The sequence below is a fragment of the Rhizobium sp. H4 genome, assembly GCF_003013335.1.
GTDB classification, from domain to species: Bacteria; Pseudomonadota; Alphaproteobacteria; order Rhizobiales; family Rhizobiaceae; genus Rhizobium; species Rhizobium sophoriradicis.
On the sequence record NZ_PSOW01000007.1, the window covers coordinates 97028 to 117238 of the forward strand.

18 protein-coding genes are annotated in these 20211 nt (G+C 62.7%); 9 read left to right on the forward strand and 9 right to left on the reverse strand.

Annotated features, from left to right (window positions below; translation table 11 throughout):
* Positions 1-151 precede the first annotated feature (151 nt).
* A complete protein-coding gene (locus tag C4N04_RS12650; protein ID WP_010060336.1) occupies positions 152-535 on the forward strand; it encodes an Hpt domain-containing protein in 384 nt (127 codons plus the stop codon).
* 267 nt (positions 536-802) lie between these two features.
* Positions 803-1123 carry a 2Fe-2S iron-sulfur cluster-binding protein gene (locus tag C4N04_RS12655; RefSeq protein WP_009993280.1) on the forward strand — a complete coding sequence of 107 codons (321 nt, stop codon included), beginning with the start codon at positions 803-805 and terminating at the stop codon, positions 1121-1123.
* Positions 1124-1424: 301 nt separating this feature from the next.
* Here the strand turns inward: C4N04_RS12655 and C4N04_RS12660 are convergent, their stop codons facing one another.
* Positions 1425-2051 (reverse strand): DUF922 domain-containing protein, encoded by a 627-nt coding sequence (locus C4N04_RS12660; RefSeq protein WP_077989241.1) that lies wholly within the window; start codon positions 2049-2051, stop codon positions 1425-1427.
* Positions 2052-2153: 102 nt separating this feature from the next.
* Here C4N04_RS12660 and folP point away from each other — a divergent pair, with 102 nt between their 5' ends.
* Genes folP through folK form a run of 3 tightly spaced genes read left to right on the forward strand, consistent with a single transcriptional unit; the run spans position 2154 to position 3899 of the window.
* Positions 2154-3023 (forward strand): dihydropteroate synthase, encoded by an 870-nt coding sequence (gene folP / locus C4N04_RS12665; protein WP_106796229.1) that lies wholly within the window; start codon positions 2154-2156, stop codon positions 3021-3023.
* Positions 3020-3385 (forward strand): dihydroneopterin aldolase, encoded by a 366-nt coding sequence (folB, locus tag C4N04_RS12670; RefSeq protein WP_009986496.1) that lies wholly within the window; start codon positions 3020-3022, stop codon positions 3383-3385. The genes folP and folB overlap by 4 nt, the downstream gene beginning before the upstream one ends.
* On the forward strand, positions 3378-3899 hold the full coding sequence (gene folK / locus C4N04_RS12675; protein ID WP_096761801.1) for a 2-amino-4-hydroxy-6-hydroxymethyldihydropteridine diphosphokinase: 522 nt from the start codon (positions 3378-3380) through the stop codon (positions 3897-3899). The genes folB and folK overlap by 8 nt, the downstream gene beginning before the upstream one ends.
* Positions 3900-3967: 68 nt before the next feature.
* Here the strand turns inward: folK and C4N04_RS12680 are convergent, their stop codons facing one another.
* From C4N04_RS12680 to C4N04_RS12695, 4 genes are all read right to left on the reverse strand, one after another.
* On the reverse strand, positions 3968-4519 hold the full coding sequence (locus tag C4N04_RS12680) for a hypothetical protein (protein WP_038689266.1): 552 nt from the start codon (positions 4517-4519) through the stop codon (positions 3968-3970).
* Between the two features lie 209 nt (positions 4520-4728).
* Positions 4729-5808: a TIGR01620 family protein gene (locus C4N04_RS12685; protein WP_106796153.1), complete on the reverse strand. Its 1080-nt coding sequence runs from the start codon at positions 5806-5808 to the stop codon at positions 4729-4731.
* Positions 5805-7280, reverse strand: a complete 1476-nt coding sequence (locus C4N04_RS12690) for a YcjX family protein (RefSeq protein WP_106796230.1) — start codon at positions 7278-7280, stop codon at positions 5805-5807. Before C4N04_RS12690 ends, C4N04_RS12685 begins: the two co-directional genes overlap by 4 nt.
* Positions 7281-7412: 132 nt before the next feature.
* Entirely contained in the window at positions 7413-7907 is a 495-nt protein-coding gene (locus tag C4N04_RS12695) for a histidine phosphatase family protein (RefSeq protein ID WP_039620024.1), read from the reverse strand.
* A gap of 276 nt (positions 7908-8183) precedes the next feature.
* On the opposite strand from C4N04_RS12695, the gene dksA reads away from it, so the two are divergent.
* Entirely contained in the window at positions 8184-8603 is a 420-nt protein-coding gene (dksA, locus tag C4N04_RS12700; RefSeq protein ID WP_008525884.1) for an RNA polymerase-binding protein DksA, read from the forward strand.
* Between the two features lie 206 nt (positions 8604-8809).
* Here dksA and C4N04_RS12705 read toward each other — a convergent pair whose 3' ends face one another.
* Positions 8810-9445 (reverse strand): DUF1062 domain-containing protein, encoded by a 636-nt coding sequence (locus tag C4N04_RS12705; RefSeq protein ID WP_106796154.1) that lies wholly within the window; start codon positions 9443-9445, stop codon positions 8810-8812.
* Between the two features lie 404 nt (positions 9446-9849).
* Positions 9850-10878, reverse strand: coding sequence for a flagellar biosynthetic protein FliO (locus C4N04_RS12710; protein ID WP_179363767.1), 1029 nt, complete (start codon positions 10876-10878; stop codon positions 9850-9852).
* 304 nt (positions 10879-11182) lie between these two features.
* Between C4N04_RS12710 and C4N04_RS12715 the strand changes: the two genes are divergently transcribed.
* Entirely contained in the window at positions 11183-13786 is a 2604-nt protein-coding gene (locus C4N04_RS12715; protein ID WP_077989236.1) for a PAS domain-containing sensor histidine kinase, read from the forward strand.
* A gap of 238 nt (positions 13787-14024) precedes the next feature.
* On the opposite strand, the gene C4N04_RS12720 is transcribed toward C4N04_RS12715, so the two are convergent.
* Entirely contained in the window at positions 14025-14951 is a 927-nt protein-coding gene (locus C4N04_RS12720) for a pseudouridine-5'-phosphate glycosidase (protein WP_077989417.1), read from the reverse strand.
* A gap of 88 nt (positions 14952-15039) precedes the next feature.
* Positions 15040-15984, reverse strand: coding sequence for a carbohydrate kinase family protein (locus C4N04_RS12725; protein WP_077989235.1), 945 nt, complete (start codon positions 15982-15984; stop codon positions 15040-15042).
* Positions 15985-16213: 229 nt separating this feature from the next.
* Between C4N04_RS12725 and recA the strand changes: the two genes are divergently transcribed.
* Entirely contained in the window at positions 16214-17302 is a 1089-nt protein-coding gene (recA, locus tag C4N04_RS12730; protein WP_009997055.1) for a recombinase RecA, read from the forward strand.
* A gap of 152 nt (positions 17303-17454) precedes the next feature.
* Positions 17455-20109 carry an alanine--tRNA ligase gene (alaS, locus tag C4N04_RS12735; protein WP_077989234.1) on the forward strand — a complete coding sequence of 885 codons (2655 nt, stop codon included), beginning with the start codon at positions 17455-17457 and terminating at the stop codon, positions 20107-20109.
* The last annotated feature ends 102 nt before the right edge of the window (positions 20110-20211 follow it).

Genomic DNA, 20211 nt, shown 5'->3' on the forward strand with positions numbered 1-20211 from the left:
CGGCTTAAAAACCAATAATTTAGGGATATTTAACGGACGTTAACCATATGCCGAGATTTCCGCGCCCGCTGTGCCGGAATTTAACGGGATGGCCACCCTCGTGACGCAGAACTGTTGCAAGTGCGGACGACGTGAGACGGAGAATTGGCAGATGGCGGCCCAGATGGCAGCATTGAATATCGTATTCGAGGCGCCGGACAATGCAAAGGGACCTTGTCCCTCGAAGGTCCGGCCGATCGACCTGGTTCACCTCGCGAAGCAGACGATGGGCGACAAGACGCTGGAAATCGAAGTCCTTCAGATGTTTGCCCGCCAAGCCCGCGCCTGTCTTCAGGATATTGCGAGCGGCGAAACCGTCCGTGTCGGCGCCGCCGCGCACAGGCTGAAAGGCGCGGCTAGTTCGGTCGGCGCATTCCGCGTGTCGCAGACGGCGGAAGTCATCGAGGAGACCGGCGGCGATGCCGGTGCGATGGCGGCGCTGGGCGCTGCCGTCCTCGACGCGGAGAATTTCATCCTGAAGCTCTGCCGCGGCTGATCTCTCTTTCACCGTTGTTCGAACCACAGCGCCGCGCGTCTTTTCAGACCTGTAGCAGTTTGAACGGCCATTAATTAAGGAATTAGGCAGCAGGCCGCTGTTCCATTGCGGAACCACGGGTCTTTTTGCGACCTCCGATATGACGCATTGAAGACGACGGGCGACGGCCCGATCTGCGAGGTTATGGCGAATTTCGCAATGTTGACTGATGCGTCGAATTGTCGGAAGTAGAGCCGCCCACCCATTTCAAGACCGGAAATAGTCCTGATGCCCAAACTTACCATCGTCGCCTTCGACGGCACGCGCTTCGACCTCGACGTCGATCAAGGCTCCACCGTGATGGAAAATGCCGTGCGCAATTCGGTGCCCGGCATTGAGGCCGAATGCGGCGGCGCCTGCGCCTGCGCGACCTGTCACGTCTATGTCGACGAAGAATGGACGGAGAAGGTCGGCCAGCCCGAAGCGATGGAAGAGGACATGCTCGACTTCGCTTTCGATGTGCGCCCCACCTCGCGGCTCTCCTGTCAGATCCGGATGAAGGCCGCCTATGACGGGCTCATAGTGCACGTGCCTGAACGCCAGGCCTGAGGTCGGCCTTTCGCCGCTATAACCACAAAAAAGACGCCTCGCGCGCTGGTGCGAGCGAGGCGAGGCGGGCGCATTACCTACGGATGAGGGAGGACCATCCGCGGCTTCGGAACGCGCCAGGAGAACCCAGCGAGGAAGTCCAGATGCCGTAGCTGAACTTTCGAATGCGTTCATATTAACGCGTTCCGGTTGAGTCTGCCAGGATGAAAAATGACCATTAAGACGCTGGGGAGCGCGCAAGTTTCGCACAAGTTTCGTTGCGCAGCTAAGTTTTTCCGCTCGCAAGCAGCTTGAAAAATCCTTATTTTGCGCCGGCTCGACCTTTGATTCGATTATTCAGCAATCGCAACATGCGCTTCTGGAAATTGACCGCCTCAACCCGGTCGAATCGCGCCTGCAGCCGATCGTGCTCCTCTATACCGCGAGCTGACTCGTTGGAGACGAGCTCCTGCATGGCCTCGCAGCTGCGCTGCTGCGGCAGGGCGCGGATGGCGCGCTCCATGGCGCGGGCCTGATCTCTGGCGATCTCCGCATGGCGCTCCTCGTGGCGCTTGATGTCGCTCGACAACGCGTCCCAGATCATCGACAGTTCCTTGCTGGCACCACGGCGGCTGTTCCAGCGCGGCAGAATGATCTGGGTGTGGACCGTGACCTTGACGTTGCCGACGCGGCAGCGGCCGTCATCCTGAATATAGGTGGCCTCGCCGCCGAAGCGGATCTTGGTGGCGCCGGGATGGCGCGCCGACGAGCCGCTCGCCGTCGGGCCGCGCCGGCTGAGTTCCTGGTCGAGCTCCTCCGCGGTTTTGCCGCGGATGTCGAAATAGGAATAGCTTTTCGTTGCGATCACTTCGGCTGCAGCTTCGCCGCTGAGAGACAGAGCAATGGAAAAGGCGACAGGAAGGACCATATAACGCACTGCAAGCGGCATTCTGAACGCAACCCATGTTGAAATCGACAGGAGCTTGGGGCATAGCCACCGCAAGCGCAATATCGGATGGCGGCTTTTTTCGTCATCAATAGGACAAGTCTGGTGACAGGGCTCGAAGGCAGTTTATGGCGTGTCGGCCATGGCCGGGAGATCGAACTCGGCCGTCGTTCTCTCATCATGGCGATCATTAATGTGACGCCGGACTCCTTTTCCGATGGCGGACGCTTCAAAACCGTCGATGCCGCCGTCGAACACGCGCTGCAGGCGGTGAGCGATGGCGCCGCGATTGTCGACATCGGCGGCGAATCGACCCGGCCGGGCGCAGCATCGGTCAGCCCTTCGGAGGAGCAGGCGCGGGTATTGCCGGTGATCGAGGCGCTGCGCGGCCGCACCCAGGCGCTGATATCCATCGACACCTATCGCGCCGAGACGGCGCGGCTTGCGGTCAGCGCCGGCGCCCATATCGTCAACGATGTCTCCGGACTGCAGAAGGAGAGCGGCATCGCGGAATTGGCCGCGGCGACAGGGGCGGGGCTCTGCATCATGCATACCGGCCGCGACCGGATCAAACTTGCCGATGTGATCGCCGACCAGGTGCATTTTCTCGAACGCTCGCTTGCGATCGCCGCTGCGGCAGGTGTCAACAGCGACCGCATCGTGCTCGATCCGGGCTTCGGCTTCGCCAAGGAGACGGCGGAGGAGAATCTGGAACTGATGGCGCGGTTTTCCGAACTTTCGCGCTTTGGCCGGCCGTTGCTTGCCGGTACCTCACGCAAACGTTTTCTCGGCACTGTGACAGGGCGGGATGCGCCGGACCGGGACGTGGCGACGGCTGCGACGAGCGTGCTGCTGCGCCTCCAAGGAGCTGCGGTTTTCCGGGTGCACAATGTCGCAATCAACAGGGATGCGCTTGATATCGCCGATGCTATGCTGAATGCGCGCCAGGAATTCGAGAGGAAGCGGCCAACATGACCACCTACACGATCACGCTGCAGAATTGCGCCTTCTTTGCGCGCCACGGCGTGCATGACGAGGAGGAATTCCTCGGCCAGCGCTTCTTTGTCGATGCCGAGCTCGATGTCGTCGCCGGCGAGGCGCTGAAAAGCGACTCGATCGACGATACCGTCAATTACGGCATCGCTTTCACCGTGATCGAGCAGATCGTCACCGGCAAGCGGCGCTATCTCATCGAGGCCCTGGCGCTCGATATCGCCAAGGGGCTCTGCGAGACGTTTCCGCAGGTCCGGCGGGCGAAGATCACGGTGCGCAAGCCGAACGCGCCGGTGCCCGGCGTGCTCGATTTCGTGCAGGTGAGCGTTGAGCACTTTGCCTGAGGCCGCATTGCGATCCGCCACCCTAGGCCTCGGCGGCAATATCGGCGAGCCGGTAAAGGCGATGGCGGCGGCGCTGCAAAGGCTCGACGGGCACGACGAGTGCCGTATTACCGCCGTGTCACGGCTCTATCGCACGCCGCCCTGGGGCAAGACGGACCAATCCTTCTTCTTCAACGCCTGCGCCGCCATCGAAACCTGGCTTCCTCCGGAAGCTTTGCTCGATCTCTGCCTGTCGATCGAACGCGAGATGAAACGCGAGCGTGTCGAACGCTGGGGGCCGCGCACGCTCGATATCGACGTGCTGACCTATGGCGACGTCGTCCAGGACGCGCCGCGGCTGGAACTGCCGCATCCGCGGATGACGGAGCGCGGTTTCGTGCTGATGCCGCTTGCCGATATCGCGCCAAGCCTTCTCGTCAGGGGGCGGCCGGTCAGCGACTGGCTGCTCGACGCCGACGTGACGGGCATCGAGGTCGCCGATGACAGCGGCGACTGGTGGTGGCGGAGCGCCTGAAGCCGGGATCCTGAAACGCGAAACGGCGGGAAACCCGCCGCTTCAGGAAAATCCGTTATGCGTTCTGTCTACTGGATGGAGCCGACGGCCATTTCGTCGACCTGACGCGTCAATGTCAGGCCGATAACAGGGATCATCTGGCTTTCGACCTTGACAGAAACGGTGACGTTCATCGTCTTGTCGTCGCGCACGCGGGCGATCATTGCTCCGTTCAGCTTGGCGCGGTTGATGCCGACCACGACGGTATCCTCGGTGACGGCGCCGGAGACGACGTCAAGACCTTTGCCGGCGGCGCCATCGAGAAACTTGCCTTTATAGCTGGAGCCTGACTGGGAGATGACAGCGGTCATCGGCTGCTTGAAGACGCCGACGCGGCAGGTGCCATCGAGTTTGATGCCGGCATTGCTGTCGCCAGTGGGCTCACCGATCAGGTTGCAGGTGAATTTCGTGCCCTTGTACTTACCGGCGACGATCTCGCCGGGGCCCTTCCAGGAGCCCGCGACGGATTCGAAGAAGGCCTTGTCACGGGTTGCGGCGGTGGCTGCCGGAGCGACATCTGCGACCGGAGACAATGCCGCGGCGGCGAGGCCGCATACGAAGAGAAACTTGCGCGAATACATGGATTTTCCTTGGCAAACACCACTCACGAACTGGTGCCAAGTTTTGCCGAAGAATGGTTAATCCTTCCTTTCGACTGTGCCGAAATGCAAGGGATTACAGGCGTTCCATGCCGTAAGGATTTTAATATCCTGCCGCTAACCTGTTGAGGCAAATACTATTTTACGACTTCACGCTGGGGAAGGCGAAAGGTACGGAATTGCTTCGTCGATTAAGGATTGTTGCTGCGCGGTGACATGGAAGGCGTGAGATCGCCGATGAAATCACCGATTCCCGGCCGTTTCAGGGCGCGGAAGGCCAGCGGGCGGCAAAGATCCATCGCTGCGATTCCGATCCGGGCGGTCATCAAGCCGTTGATGACACCTTCGCCGAGTCGGGCCGAGAGCTTCGAGGCCAGCCCATGGCCGAGCACCTGCTGGACGAGGCTGTCACCGACGGCGATCGAGCCGGTGACCGCCAGATGCGCCAGCACGTCGCGCAGCAGGCGGAACATGCCGAACGTGCCGGGACGGCCGCCGTAGAGTTCCGCCATGGCGCGGATGAGGCGGACGGCCTCGTAAAGTACATACAGCAAATCGACGACCGCGCGCGGGCTGACGGCGGTGACGATCGACACACGTTTGGAGGCATTGACGATGAGGGCGCGGGCCTTGCGGTCGAGCGGGGCGAGCAGTTCTCGTTCGGCCAAGGCAATCAGATGCGGGGGGTCGATGACCTCACCCTCGGTCGCCTTCAGCGTCGCACGTCCCTTCGATGTCTCGGGGTTGGCGGCAAGCAGCGTGGTAAGGCGCGCAACGACGGCGCGCGCCTTCGCCGGCCGGGTTTCGAGAATCGCGGCTTCCGCTTCGGCCTTGATCGTCTGCACGGCGGCAAGGCGCATCATGCCCGCGGTCTCGCGGATGATGAGGGCAAACACGGCGAGGATGCCGATCGCGAGCACACCAAGGGCTGCGTAACCCAACCAGTCGGCGCGGGTGAAGAGATCGCGGATCAGCCGGTCGGTCCAGAGACCGATGCCGAGCGACAGCAGGATGCCGAAGGCGCCGGCGGCGATCTTGCCGAAGGAGGTACGCCGCTTGCGTGGCGTCGCGACCGGCAGCGCGCTCAGATCCCCTTCAGGATTGATGAAGGGGTCATCCTCGTCGGGCGTCACGAGGATATTCTCAGAGAAGCTTTCGGGTTTGCGCCGGCCTTGCTGCTGGCGGCCGCTATCGCGCGGCTCGGATGCCTCATCTTCATAAGCGAAGGCTGCGGGTGGGCGGCGCGGCGGATCGGACGGGGGCTTGCTCATGCGAGACGGTCTCCGAACAGGAACTGCATGGCGCGGTCGAGGCGGATATGCGGCACCGACAGCTTGATGCCGCCGCCGGTTTCCTCGAGATGCGGCGGACGGAACCTGACGACATTGACTTCGGGCAGGGTTCCACCGTTGTCGCCCGAGGCGATACGGTCAAACAGCCCTTCCGGATCCTGCGGCAGGTCGCCGGGGAAGATCGCGGTCTTTCTCTGGCCGTCGAAGCGCTCGCCGGCAATGGTTTCACCCGCCATCGGCGTCCCGACAATGACGGGCAGGTCATGGCCGTCACGTTTGACCGACGCCTCTCGAGTTGCTCGCACGGAGGCAAGCGCCATCACATCGATGCCGGCGCCGGCCATGCCGATGCGGGCGATGGCGCGATCGACGAGGCGGCGGGTCAATGCGTCGAGTCGGTCATGGCTCTCATGATGGAGATGATCGGCCTTGGTGGCGGCGACCAATACGCGGTCGATACGGCGGCCAAGCAGCGAGGAGAGCAGCGAATTGGTGCCCGGGCGGAAACAGGCGAGCACATCGGTCAGTGCGCGTTCCAGATCCTGAACGGCTTCGGGGCCGCGGTTCATCGCCTGCAGCGCGTCGACCAGCACGATCTGGCGGTCGAGCCGGGCGAAATGCTCGCGGAAGAAGGGTTTGACGACCACCGACTTATAGGCTTCGTATCGCCTATCCATCATCGCCCAGAGCGAGCCGCGATCGGGACGTCCGTCGGGCGGCAAGGCGAGCGGAGCGAAGGTCAGCGCCGGCGAGCCGTCGAGATCGCCGGGCAGAAGCAGGCGCCCGGGCGGCAAGGTGGAGAGCGAGCGTTCGTCGGCCTTGCAGGCCTTGAGATAATCGGCAAAGGCGGTGGCAAGTTCGCGGGCGACCATCTCGTCGGCGCCGGCATTTATATCGGCGGCACGTGTCAGCGCCAACCATCCCTGCGACAAGGCGGAGCGGACGCCGGTTTGCGCCAGCGCGATCGTCTCCTCACTGAAGGTGCGATAATCCTTGCCGAGCAGCGGCAGGTCGAGCAGCCATTCACCGGGATAATCGACGATATCGATCGACAGCCGGCCGGGCGAGAACAGGCGATTCCAGCCGCTGGCGCTCTGATAATCGAGCGTGATGCGCAACTCGGAAATGGCGCGGGTCGAATCCGGCCAGATGCGGTCCTTCACCAGCGCCCGGATATGATCCTCGTATTGGAAGCGGGGCACGGCATCATCAGGCTGCGGCTCGAGCCGCACGGCGGAAACGCGCCCCGATTGCACCGGCTCGAACAGCGGCAGTCGGCCGCCATGCAGGAGATTGTGGACAAGCGAGGAGATGAAAACCGTCTTGCCGGATCGCGAGAGGCCGGTGACGCCGAGCCTTAAGGTCGGATTGACCAGGCCGGTCGCCCGGTCGGCGAGATTGTCGAAGGCGATGCGGGCGTCGTCCGCAAGGGATGTCAGGCGTGGCGGCAAGGCGCGATTCCGATTGATGACTGCCGGCAATATAGGAAGGCGACGTTGTCCGCAAAAGAAGTGGCGCGAACGCATTTCCCTTTCCCGCAGAAAACGAAATTATCTGCCGCTCTTCCAATTGCTCCGACGACTTCAGACGACAACGAAATCGGTCAGGCGCCAGGCAGTGACGGACACATCGAAATCGATCACGGCAAGGCCTGCCGTCGGAAAGCCGCCGGGAAGGGCGCTGACCATCGCCTCGGGGCCGATCAGTGCCTCCAGCGCCTGCTCCATGGTCGGATTGTGGCCGACCAGCATGACGGCCGCCTGATCCTGCGCGTCGACGATTTCGAGATAGGTGTCGACGGTGGCGTTGTAGAGCGCATCGACATAGCGCACGTCGAGGCCGCTGCCGACCGCCCGGTGGACGGCATCGGCGGTGTCGCGGCAGCGCAGCGCCGTCGAACTGATCAGAAGATCCGGACGGTAGCCCTTGTCGGCTGCCTTGTCGGCGATGATCTCGGCATCGCCATAACCTTTTTCGTTGAGCGGCCGGTCGAAATCGCGCTGTCCGGGCTCGGCCCAGGCGGCCTCGGCATGACGCAGGAGGTAGATGCGATTGGGCGGAGGCAGCGGTACGGTCACGGGCAAATCCAGGATCGGGCGGGTCTTTTCAGTAGCGGCTGCGGTCGGCAGCCGTCAATCGCCAGCCATGCCGCAACTGCCTAAAACGTGGCTGACAACACGGCGTTTTGAGGGCGAAGCCAAAAACGACAGCCGGAATAACCATGACAAAATAGGCCGTTAGCTTAAAATTGTAACAGATTTAAAAATCTGTTTACCTGTCGTATTTGGCTTGAATCGCGGCTAGCGCTTGGGATATACACCCGCCCAGATGAGATGTTCTTCAGGAGAATCGCGTTGAGTGAGAAGATCGATCTTAGCAATTACGTTCCCTCGGAAGAGGAAGAGTTCATGAACGTAAACCAGCGTGCCTATTTCAGGGCGAAGCTGGTCGCCTGGAAAAACGATATCCTTAGAGAAGCGCGCGAAACACTCGACCATCTGGCCGAGGAAAGCGCAAACCATCCCGATCTCGCCGACAGGGCGTCGTCGGAAACCGACAGGGCGATCGAACTTCGCGCCCGTGACCGCCAGAGAAAGCTGATCTCCAAGATCGACGCGGCCTTGCAGCGCATCGAAGACGGCACTTATGGCTATTGCGAGGAAACCGGCGAACCGATCGGTCTCAAGCGCCTCGACGCCCGCCCGATCGCGACGTTGTCGATCGAGGCGCAGGAGCGCCACGAACGCCGTGAAAAGGTCTACCGCGACGAATGACATTTTCGATATAGGCAGAGACATATTGGGCGCCGCGATCTGATCGCGGCGCCTTTTTGTCGGGCCTACTCGCGGCTTGTCGATCGTTCTTCGTGCGCCGCCCATCAATGAGCGTCGCATCAACTTGATTCGAGCGACGCGCATCGGCTTTTGTTTTATGCATGTCGTCGTCCCGGAATCGCTGCACACTTCCGGACGACATGCATTTAGAGCGGGCCACCTGCCGCCAGAGGTTTCCACAGTCGCTCCCGCTCTGCCTCCATGGCGAGATCGATCGTGACAAGCGTGCCACTCCTGATCCGCCGCCGCATGATGTCAACCCCGCCGGGGTCAGTTCGACATAGACCCCGGGCGTGCAGAGCCTGCAGGCGGGAGCGCGACATTTTCAATTCCCCGGCCAACAGCCGATCCAGCCGTATCGCTGTCGCGAACTGGGCTGTCAGTTCGATTTCCAGGCTTGTCCAGCCTGCGCTCTCGCGCCGTATCTCCTTGGCAATGTCGAATTCGGCGAACTCGTCAACGCGCAGTGCTTTGCGCCGCAGCCCATCGAGATTGAAGGTTTCCGCGCGAATCCAATCCGGGTCGTTGGACTGCAGCGCCTCGAGCGTCAGCGGATAGATGTCGCGGATAGTCTGGCGCTCGAAGATCGGCCGGTTCCATGTCCTTTCGCAGATCAGGCATTTGTAGATCAGCCAGGCGTCGAGCTTGCGACCGTTGGCATTCACCCGGATCTTGCCGCTGGATCGGAAAGCTCTGAGGCCTCCGCATCCGCTACACGCAATCCATGGCTGGGGGGCTGTCTTGGGCGTGATGGTCCATCGGACCCGAAGCGTCTTGCACATATCGTCTTGGTCTTCCGTTCGGAAGTCCACCAAGATGGTGCATGAGAAAGCCTTGCGGGCGCGGTGTGGCGATGTTGTCGGCGGTTGAAGAGCTGAGCAGCGGAGCTGCGCATGGCACATTCTAACAATGCCAAACCGGTCTCTCGCCACCACCCGATGAACATGGTCGCATGCCGCCAGCGTCGCTGTGCGGCAGTACGGGGTGAAACTGGGTGAGACCGGTATTTACTTAGGCAAAGTGTGACCTCGATGCGCCAAAGCTCTTCGCGTCCAGTGATAACAAATGATCGACGCGGTGGGGAGGCCCGAAGGACACCAGGACTAAAAAGCCGCGGCATTGCGGCAATTTTGCAACTTCATGATGAAGTCACGTATGCAGGCAACCAACCTTGCGGGTGCGACTATCACTTGTCGCGGTTGACGCTCATTTCACCGAAAATACGGGCAACTTCCTTCTGCAGCTCCGTGTCGGCGCCGGTGATCGGGGCAAGCTCGGGATCGCGGCGCGGCAGGTTGGCGGGCTGCGGCGCGGCTGGGCGCTGGGTCTGGTTTGCCGGCGCCGGCACGATGCGCTCGGCCGTCAGATTGTTTGCCATTTCCTGTTCCAGCACCCGCTGGAAATCGCGGCGAATCGCCGCTGCCGATTGCGCAGCCGCTTCGTCCTCGGGCGTCGCGGGCGCGGTGCGCGGCGCCGGCCTGTCAGGGGCGGAGACTTCCGGATCGATGCGCTGCTGCGGCAGGACCCGCTGGCGTGCGGCGTCAAGGATTTCGGCGGCACTCGCCCTATCGTGATACGGTGCGGGCTGCGCGACCGGCGGAGCAACCGGTTGTTCCGGTGGGCGCGGCTGGGGCGGAGCGGGGCGCGGAGAATGGTCGCGTTCGGCCGACAGCGGAACCGTTGTGGGCTCCGCCGGAAGCGGGCTGGTGGCCACCGGCGGCGGCGCGGCCGGCTGGGCCGGCAGTTCGGGGCGAGGCCGAGGCTCCGGGACGGCTGGGGCCGCGAAGGCGGGCTCGGCGGCCGGCTCGGTACGGGCAGCAAGCGGTGGACGGCTTACGGAGACGGCCGATGATTCGGGGTTCGACACTTTCGACGGCCACTCCCCGGCCGGCTCTGGCCCTTTGACGCTTTCGGGCTGTCCGGCCGTCTCGGCCAGGATACGGCTTTCGATGACGATGTCGGTCGGACCGCCGATCATGATCAGATGTTCGACGTCGTCACGACGCACCAGCACCAGCCGGCGGCGGGTATCGACGGCTGCAGCATCCAGCACCTGCAGGCGGGGCTGACGGTTGCGGCCGCCGCGCACGAAGGGCGAGGGGGCGCGGCTGCGGATCACCCAGAGCACGAGGATGAGCAGGAGAAGCGCCAGGCCGACGCCACCGGCCGCAAGCAGGAAACGGCTGCCGTAAGCTCCGACAAGATCATCGAACATAGTCACTCACTCCATTTCGCATTCGGCACATATTGACGACTTTTCCGTTCCTTAAACAAGGGCCGAAGGTCTTGTCCAGCGACGCACGAAGGCGATTCCCGATTGTGCCGGATGACGGCTGCCGGCTTGCGCACGGGCAGCGGCGGCGGCCCGAGAGGCAGATGGCGCTCTAGCCTGTGAATTCAAGCAGTCTTGCCGGCGGCCGGTGTTTTTGCCGGCGTGGCAAATTGCTAAGAAGGAAAGAGTGCCTGATTCCTGCTTCGTGTTCGTGCTATGAAATGGGATGGGCTTATGCGAGGAATACATGACGAAACCGCGTCAGGCCGACGACTATAACGCACCGCTTGTGGATCGTGGGGGGCGTTCTGGCACGGTTTTGCGCATCCTCCTGTTGGCGCTCGTGCTGATCGCGGCAGCCGGTGCCTTCGTCGTCTTCAAAAGATCACTCGACAACGAGATGGTGCTCGGCGGCCTCGGCGTGCTCGCCATGGTTGGCATCTTCTTCCTGGTCTCCTCGGTCATCGGCTTCATCGAGGTGATGCCGCAGCACCAGTCCGACAGCCTGGCGCGCGCCTTCCTCAACAGCCATCCGGACGGCACCCTGATCACCGACGACAAGGGCCGGATCATCTATGCCAACGCTGCCTACGGCGCGCTGACCGGGGCGCGCAAGGCGACCGAAGTGCAGACGCTCGAAACGCTGCTGTCGCGCCATCGTGAGTCCAACGAGGCGCTCTACCGGCTGGTCAACGGTCTGCGCGAGGGCAAGGAGGGCCGCGAGGAATTCCGTCTGCTGCGCGCCGTCGGCCCCGGCTCCAGCAGCTCGGGCGCGCATTGGTACCGGCTGAAGGCGCGGCTGCTGCAGCAGGAGGATAATGGCGCCAAGCCGCTGCAGATCTGGCAGATCACCGACATCACCGCCGAACGCGACGATCAGGAGCGATTCTTCAAGGAGCTGCAGAACGCGATCGACTATCTCGATCACGCACCCGCCGGCTTCTTCTCCGCCGGCCGGAAGGGCGAAATCTTCTACCTCAATGCAACGCTTGCCGAGTGGCTGGGCCTCGACCTGACCAAGTTCCTGCCGGGCTCGATGTCGATCGGCGACCTGGTGGCGGGCGAGGGGCTGGCGCTGATCCAGTCGGTGCAGGCCGAACCCGGCTTGAAAAAGACCGTTACCCTGGATCTCGATCTGCGCAAGACCAACGGCCAGAGCCTGCCGGTGCAGATCATCCACAGCGTCACCTCGATGCGCGACGGCGCGCCCGGCGAAAGCCGGACGATCGTGCTGGCGCGCGAAAAGAGCAGCGAGAGCGGCCAGTCCGCTTCGGCCGCCGCCATGCGCTTCACGCGCTTCTTCAACAATACGCCGATGGCGATCGCCTCGGTTGATGGCGAAGGGCGCATTCTGCGCACCAATGCGCCGTTCCTGAAACTGTTTTCCGGTGTCGTGTCCCGCGACGATCTCGAGAAATCACCCTCACTCGAAACCATCGTGCAGGAGAGCGACCGGCCACAGCTGGCCGCGGCGCTGGCGGCGGCCAAGGACCGGCAGGGCGACATCGCGCCGCTCGACACCTGCACGCCGACCGACGAGGCGCGCTATTTCCGCTTCTATGTCAATGCGGTCATCGACCAGAGCGACGAGGCGCCGGAGGAGGCGGCGATCGTCTATGCTGTCGAGGTGACCGAGCAGAAGGCGCTGGAAGCTCAGATGGCGCAGACGCAGAAGATGAACGCTGTCGGAACGCTTGCCGGCGGCATCGCGCACGACTTCAACAATGTGCTGACGGCGATCCTGCTTTCGTCCGACCATCTGCTGCTGCAGGCCCGTCCTTCCGATGCGAGCTTCGCCGACCTAATGGAGATCAAACGCAACGCCAACCGCGCCGCCGTGCTGGTCCGCCAGTTGCTTGCCTTCTCGCGCAAGCAGACGATGCGGCCCTCGGTGCTGAACCTGACGGATGTCGTCGGCGACCTGCGCATGCTGGTCGACCGGCTGCTCTCCGGCACCAACGTCAAGCTCGACGTGCAATATGGCCGCGATCTCTGGCCCGTCAAAACCGACCTGTCGCAGTTCGAGCAGGTGCTGATCAATCTCTGCGTCAATGCGCGCGATGCCATGCCGGAAGGCGGCACGCTGACGCTGCGCACCCGCAATCTGACGGCTGACGAGGTCTCCGCCTTCAACTATTCCTACATGCCCGCCGAGGACATGGTGCTGGTCGAGGTCACCGATACCGGCACCGGCATCGCGCCTGAGATCATGGACAAGATCTTCGAACCCTTCTTCACCACCAAGGATGTCGGCAAAGGCACCGGGCTTGGTCTTGCCATGGTCTACGGCATCGTCAAGCAGTCGGGCGGTTACATCCAGCCGGAATCCGAAGTCGGCAAAGGCACGACCTTCCGCGTCTTCCTGCCGCGCCATATCCCCGAGCCGGCGGTTGCTGCCGAAGCCGGCGCGATCGACAGTGCCATTGCCGCAATCGGCACGCCCCCCGAGGCGCCTGCCGCGCAGCAGCCCGAGGACCTGACCGGCTCCGCCGTCGTCCTGCTCGTCGAAGACGAGGAGGCCGTGCGCCGTGGCGGCAAGCGGATGCTGGAAACGCGCGGCTACACCGTGCATGAGGCGGGCTCCGGCGTCGAGGCGCTGAGCATCATGGAAGAGCTCGAGGGCAAAGTCGACATCGTCGTTTCCGACGTCGTCATGCCTGAAATGGACGGCCCGACGCTGCTGCGCGAGTTGCGCAAGAACTATCCCGACCTGAAATTCATCTTCGTCTCCGGCTATGCCGAGGACGCCTTTGCCCGCAACCTGCCGCCGGATGCGAAATTCGGGTTCCTGCCGAAGCCGTTTTCGCTGAAACAGCTTGCTGTGGTGGTAAAGGAGACGCTGGACGGGTGAGATGTCGCGCCGCGCAGGCCCCCCTCTGCCCTGCCGGGCATCTCCCCACAGGTGGGGAGATTGGCTAGACGCGAGGGCTTCCCCAAACAATTAGCGTCGCAGTTCGGCGAAACGTTGATGTGGCGGGAAGGTTCCGCCACTTGTCATCTCCCCACCTGTGGGGGAGATGCCCGGCAGGGCAGAGGGGGCTTACTCGGCACGCCCTGTCTGCGAAGGCGATCCCCGCGGTCGATCAACCTCACTCCCCAAGCGCCACGGCAATCTCTGCCGCCAGCCGCGCATTGTTCTCCACCAATGCAATATTCGTCTTGAGACTCTGACCGTCCGTCAGATCGAAGATGGTCGAGAGCAGATAGGGCGTCACCGCCTTGCCGGTCACTTCGTCGCGCTCGGCGCTGTCGAGTGCGCGCTCGATATAGATCTCCATCTCTTCGCGCGGGATCTCGTCAGCCTCGGGCACCGGATTGGCGATCAGCATGCCGCCATTGATGCCGAGCTGTTCGCGCGTCGTCTGGAAGTTGGCGATGGCCGCCGGGCTGTTCAGTGACAGCGGGCTGCGAAGCCCCGAGGAGCGCGACCAGAAAGCGGGGAATTCTTCGCTCTCATAGGTGACGACGGGCACGCCGCGGGTTTCCAGCACTTCCAGCGTCTTCGGAATGTCGAGGATCGCCTTGGCGCCGGCGCAGACGACGATGACGCCGGTGCGGGCCAGTTCCTCGAGATCGGCCGAGATATCGAAGCTTTCCTCGGCGCCGCGGTGCACGCCGCCGATGCCGCCTGTGGCAAAGACGCGGATGCCGGCGCGGGCGGCCGCGATCATCGTCGCCGCGACCGTGGTGGCGCCGGTGCGGCGCTCTGCGATCGCAAAGGCGAGATCGGCGCGCGACACCTTCATCACGTCGGTCGCTTTGGCGAGCTGCTCCAGTTCGCCGGCTTCAAGGCCGATATGCAGCGTGCCGTGAATGACGGCAATCGTTGCCGGCACCGCACCCTGTTCGCGAATGATCGCCTCGACGCTGCGGGCCATCTCGATATTGCCGGGATAGGGCATGCCATGGGTGATGATGGTCGATTCCAGCGCCACCAGCGGCGCGCCGCGCTGCTTGGCGCTGGCGACTTCCTTCGAATAGGCGATCGGCAGAAGGGGGGAGATGGGCTGGGTCATGATCTTGTCCTGTCGTCGATAGAGCATGATACCGAATGTGCCGGCGGTTTTGCGACGACATCATGCTCGATTATTTCATTTGGCCGCTTCAATGCAGAATTCTGATCTGGGGAACAAGGGCAAGCGCCTCATTCAGCAGATCCGGCGTGAGATTTTCGTTTACGGCATGCGGCGACTGCACAGTCAGCGCTGCTGCCGCGGTGCCGTGGCGGACGGCTTCCTCGAGCGGCAGGCCACGCATCAAGGCGGCGAGCGTGCCGGCGGCAAGGGAATCGCCGGCGCCGGTGACATCGGCGAGGGTCTCGGCGATCGGCGGCTGCAACGTCACGGCGCGGCCGCCGCAAAGCGCGACCAGCTCGCGCTGGCCGCGGGTGACGACGGCGCTGCGGATGCCGATTTCTTTCAGAAGCGGCGGCCAGCCGCCGGCGTTGTCCGGCCGTTCACCAGCAAGGGCTGCCGCTTCGGCTTCGTTCAGGAACAGGTAGTCGATATCGCCGATACAGGATTTCAGCCTGACGACCTTGGCCGGCGAAATTGCGATCGCCGCGACGGGCTTGGCCAGCGACCGTGCCCTGGCGACGATTGCCGCGATCGTCTCTTCCGGCAGATTGGCATCGAAAAGGATGAGATCATGCGCGGCGAAGGCTTCGCGCACCCAGCGGATGGATAGACGCCGCGGCACGAAGAAGCGGTAGAGATCCATGTCGGCAAGGGCGATCACCAGGTTGCCGTCCCTCTCGATGATCGCGGTGTAGCTCGGTGTCTTGCGGTCGAGGAAAACGAAGGGCCGGTCGTCGATGCCGGCGAAATCGGCGGCTTCGCTGACCATCTCGCCGATGGGATCGCCGCCCCGCGGTGAAATCATCGTCACCTGAAAACCGAGCCTTGCAAGGTTGCGCGCCGCATTGAAGCCGCCGCCGCCCGGCTCCTCGAACCAGGTGCCGGGATTGCTGGCGCCCGGCGCCGTTTCCCCAGAAATGCGGCCGCGCCGGTCGATATGGGCGCCGCCGAGAACAAGAATCTTTTTCTTCATTTCAACCGCCTTCCGACGCCCGCAAGCGCGAATCGAGACGGTGCCGCCTGACGCGACCAAGCCGCCGCATCTGGCCTAAGCCGTTGCTTTGCATCGATAAAACAAATATAGAACACGAGCTGTTTTACCTTTTTCTTTCAATCGTTTGATCGCCTATTGCGAGTATGGAACAAATAGGGTACAAACTCGACATTGCTTGGGCGGCTTCAATAACCTAAAGGTGGATCAGATGTCTCAGAATTCATTGCGGCTGGTAGAGGACAAATCGGTGGACAAAAGCAAGGCGCTTGAAGCGGCACTCTCACAGATAGAGCGGTCGTTCGGCAAGGGCTCGATCATGAAACTCGGTTCCAACGAGAACGTCATCGAAATCGAGACGATTTCCACGGGTTCGCTTGGGCTCGATATCGCGCTTGGCGTCGGCGGCCTGCCGAAGGGCCGCATCATCGAAATCTACGGGCCGGAAAGCTCGGGCAAGACGACGCTTGCGCTGCAGACCATTGCGGAAGCGCAGAAGAAGGGTGGCATCTGCGCCTTTGTCGACGCCGAACATGCGCTTGATCCCGTCTATGCCCGCAAGCTGGGCGTCGATCTCCAAAACCTTCTGATTTCGCAGCCCGATACCGGCGAGCAGGCGCTTGAGATCACCGATACGCTGGTGCGCTCCGGCGCCGTCGACGTTCTGGTCGTCGACTCGGTCGCCGCACTGACGCCGCGCGCCGAAATCGAAGGCGAAATGGGCGACAGTCTTCCAGGCCTGCAGGCGCGCCTGATGAGCCAGGCGCTGCGCAAGCTTACCGCCTCGATCTCCAAGTCGAATACCATGGTGATCTTCATCAACCAGATCCGCATGAAGATCGGCGTCATGTTCGGTTCGCCGGAAACGACGACGGGCGGCAATGCGCTGAAATTCTATGCCTCCGTGCGCCTCGACATCCGCCGCATCGGCTCGGTCAAGGAGCGCGAAGAGGTGATCGGCAACCAGACCCGCGTCAAGGTCGTCAAGAACAAAATGGCGCCTCCCTTCAAGCAGGTCGAATTCGACATCATGTATGGCGAAGGCGTATCGAAGACCGGCGAACTTGTCGATCTTGGCGTCAAGGCCGGGATCGTGGAAAAGTCGGGCGCCTGGTTCTCCTATAACAGCCAGCGTCTCGGCCAGGGCCGCGAAAACGCCAAGACTTTCCTGCGCGACAACCCGGATCTCGCCCGCGAGATCGAGCTGGCGCTGCGCCAGAATGCCGGTCTGATCGCCGACCGCTTCCTGCAGAACGGCGGACCGGATGCGGATGACGGCGATTCTGCCGCGGAAATGTAAGCTTCGCGCCTGATTTTGTCGGATATCTCAGCCGGCCGCATTCCTGATGAGAATGCGGCCGGTTTCGTTTGTCGGCTGGACAGTGGCGGGGGCGAACGTTAAAAGCCGATGGATTTGTATTATCTGCCTCCGGCAGCATTGAAGGGCATAGAATGAGCGGCGTGAACGATATCCGGTCGACATTTCTCGACTATTTCAAGAAGAACGGCCACGAGATCGTTCCGTCGAGCCCGCTCGTGCCGCGCAACGACCCGACGCTGATGTTCACCAATGCCGGCATGGTGCAGTTCAAGAACGTCTTCACCGGCCTGGAGAAGCGTCCTTATTCGACGGCGACGACCTCGCAGAAATGCGTGCGCGCCGGCGGCAAGCATAACGACCTCGACAATGTCGGCTATACCGCGCGCCACCTGACCTTCTTCGAAATGCTCGGCAACTTCTCCTTTGGCGACTATTTCAAGGAGAATGCGATCGAGCTTGCCTGGAAGCTTGTGACCGAAGGCTTCGGCCTGCCGAAGCATCGCCTGCTGGTGACCGTCTATTCCGAAGACGAGGAGGCCGCGGCGCTGTGGAAGAAGATCGCCGGTTTTTCCGACGACAAGATCATCCGCATCCCGACCTCCGATAATTTCTGGCAGATGGGCGATACCGGCCCCTGCGGCCCATGCTCTGAAATCTTCATCGATCAGGGCGAGAACGTCTGGGGCGGCCCTCCCGGTTCGCCGGAGGAAGATGGCGACCGGTTCCTGGAGTTCTGGAACCTCGTCTTCATGCAGTTCGAGCAGACCGAGCCCGGCGTTCGCAACCCGCTGCCGCGTCCGTCGATCGATACCGGCATGGGGCTGGAGCGCATGGCCTGCATTCTGCAAGGCGTCCAGAGCGTCTTCGACACCGACTTGTTCCGCACGCTGATCGGCACCATCGAAGAGACGATGGGCGCCAAAGCGGAGGGCAGCGCCAGCCACCGCGTCATCGCCGACCACCTGCGCTCCTCGGCTTTCCTGATCGCCGATGGCGTGCTTCCGTCGAATGAAGGCCGCGGCTATGTGCTGCGCCGTATCATGCGCCGCGCCATGCGGCACGCCCAGCTTCTCGGCGCCAAGGAGCCGCTGATGTACAAGCTGCTGCCGACGCTGGTGCAGGAGATGGGTCGCGCCTATCCGGAACTCGTACGCGCCGAGGCGCTGATCTCGGAGACGCTGAAGCTCGAAGAAGGCCGTTTCCGCAAGACGCTGGAGCGTGGCCTGTCGCTGCTGTCGGATGCCACCACGGATCTCGGCAAGGGCGATATGCTGGATGGCGAGACCGCCTTCAAGCTCTACGACACCTACGGCTTCCCGCTCGACCTGACGCAGGACGCCCTGCGCGCCCGCGAGATTGGCGTTGATATTTCCGGCTTTACCGATGCCATGCAGCGCCAGAAGGCCGAAGCCCGCTCGCACTGGGCCGGCTCCGGCGAAAAGGCGACGGAAACCATCTGGTTCGAGCTTAAGGAAAAACACGGTGCGACCGAATTCCTGGGCTACGACACCGAAACCGCAGAAGCCGTGGTACAGGCGATCGTCAAGGACGGCGCCGTTGCTGCGGAGGCCAAGGCCGGCGACAAGGTGCAGATCGTCGTCAGCCAGACGCCGTTCTACGGCGAATCCGGCGGCCAGATGGGCGATACCGGCGTGATCTCGTCCGACCACGGCAAGATCGAGATTTCAGATACGCAGAAGAGGGGTGAAGGCCTGTTCGTGCATCAGGGCACTGTCATCGACGGCGTCGTCAAGGACGGCGATGCGGTCGTGCTGACGGTCGATCACGCCCGCCGGTCGCGGCTACGCGCCAACCACTCGGCAACGCACCTGCTGCATGAGGCGCTCCGCGAAGTGCTTGGCACCCATGTCGCTCAGAAGGGCTCGCTAGTCGCGCCCGAGCGCCTGCGCTTCGACGTCTCGCATCCCAAGCCGATGTCGGCCGAAGAGCTGAAGATCGTCGAGGATATGGCAAATGAAATCGTGCTGCAGAATTCGCCTGTTACCACGCGGTTGATGAGTGTCGACGATGCGATCGCAGAAGGCGCCATGGCGCTGTTCGGTGAGAAATACGGCGACGAAGTCCGCGTCGTCGGGATGGGTGAGGGTGTGCGCGGCGCTAAGGCTGGCAAGCCCTATTCGATCGAACTTTGCGGCGGCACGCATGTTTCTGCCACCGGTCAGATTGGGCTGATCCGCGTTCTCGGCGAAAGTGCGGTCGGCGCAGGCGTTCGCCGCATCGAGGCCGTCACCGGCGAATCAGCGCGCGAATACCTGGCCGAACAGGACGAGCGCGTGAAGGCGCTTGCCGCCTCGCTGAAGGTGCAGCCGGGCGAAGTGCTTTCGCGTGTCGAAGCGATGATGGACGAGCGCCGCAAGCTCGAAAAGGAACTGGCCGACGCCAAGCGCAAGCTCGCCATGGGCGGCGGGCAGGGCGGCTCGGTCGATGCGGTGCGCGAAGTCGCCGGGGTCAAGTTCCTCGGCAAGGCTATTTCGGGCGTCGATCCCAAGGACCTCAAGGGCCTTGCCGATGATGGCAAGACCAGCATCGGCTCCGGCGTCGTCGCGCTCGTCGGCGTGTCCGATGACGGTAAGGCAAGTGCGGTCGTCGCCGTGACGCCTGACCTCGTCGAGCGTTACAGCGCCGTCGATCTGGTGCGCATCGCGTCTGCCGCCCTTGGCGGCAAGGGCGGCGGCGGCCGTCCCGACATGGCGCAGGCTGGCGGCCCGGATGGATCGAAGGCCGACGAGGCGATCGAGGCGGTGGCCTTGGCTCTCGCCGGCTGAGCTGACGGTTGATTCTAAGGCGGAAGCTCGGCTCCTGCCTTAGCTTGGCTGTGAATGTTCTTTACTCGGCGTTCTCCCAGACCTCCCTCATTCCTGTATCCT

What these genes read in the sequence shown, in the direction of transcription:
- C4N04_RS12650 (WP_010060336.1), top strand. Translation starts at nt 152, where the DNA reads ATGGCGGCCCAGATGGCAGCATTGAATATCGTATTCGAGGCGCCGGAC.
- C4N04_RS12655 (WP_009993280.1), top strand. Translation starts at nt 803, where the DNA reads ATGCCCAAACTTACCATCGTCGCCTTCGACGGCACGCGCTTCGACCTC.
- C4N04_RS12660 (WP_077989241.1), bottom strand. Translation starts at nt 2,051, where the DNA reads ATGCCGCTTGCAGTGCGTTATATGGTCCTTCCTGTCGCCTTTTCCATT.
- folB (WP_009986496.1), top strand. Translation starts at nt 3,020, where the DNA reads ATGACCACCTACACGATCACGCTGCAGAATTGCGCCTTCTTTGCGCGC.
- C4N04_RS12680 (WP_038689266.1), bottom strand. Translation starts at nt 4,519, where the DNA reads ATGTATTCGCGCAAGTTTCTCTTCGTATGCGGCCTCGCCGCCGCGGCA.
- C4N04_RS12685 (WP_106796153.1), bottom strand. Translation starts at nt 5,808, where the DNA reads ATGAGCAAGCCCCCGTCCGATCCGCCGCGCCGCCCACCCGCAGCCTTC.
- C4N04_RS12705 (WP_106796154.1), bottom strand. Translation starts at nt 9,445, where the DNA reads ATGTGCAAGACGCTTCGGGTCCGATGGACCATCACGCCCAAGACAGCC.
- C4N04_RS12710 (WP_179363767.1), bottom strand. Translation starts at nt 10,878, where the DNA reads ATGTTCGATGATCTTGTCGGAGCTTACGGCAGCCGTTTCCTGCTTGCG.
- C4N04_RS12715 (WP_077989236.1), top strand. Translation starts at nt 11,183, where the DNA reads ATGACGAAACCGCGTCAGGCCGACGACTATAACGCACCGCTTGTGGAT.
- C4N04_RS12720 (WP_077989417.1), bottom strand. Translation starts at nt 14,951, where the DNA reads ATGACCCAGCCCATCTCCCCCCTTCTGCCGATCGCCTATTCGAAGGAA.
- C4N04_RS12725 (WP_077989235.1), bottom strand. Translation starts at nt 15,984, where the DNA reads ATGAAGAAAAAGATTCTTGTTCTCGGCGGCGCCCATATCGACCGGCGC.
- recA (WP_009997055.1), top strand. Translation starts at nt 16,214, where the DNA reads ATGTCTCAGAATTCATTGCGGCTGGTAGAGGACAAATCGGTGGACAAA.
- alaS (WP_077989234.1), top strand. Translation starts at nt 17,455, where the DNA reads ATGAGCGGCGTGAACGATATCCGGTCGACATTTCTCGACTATTTCAAG.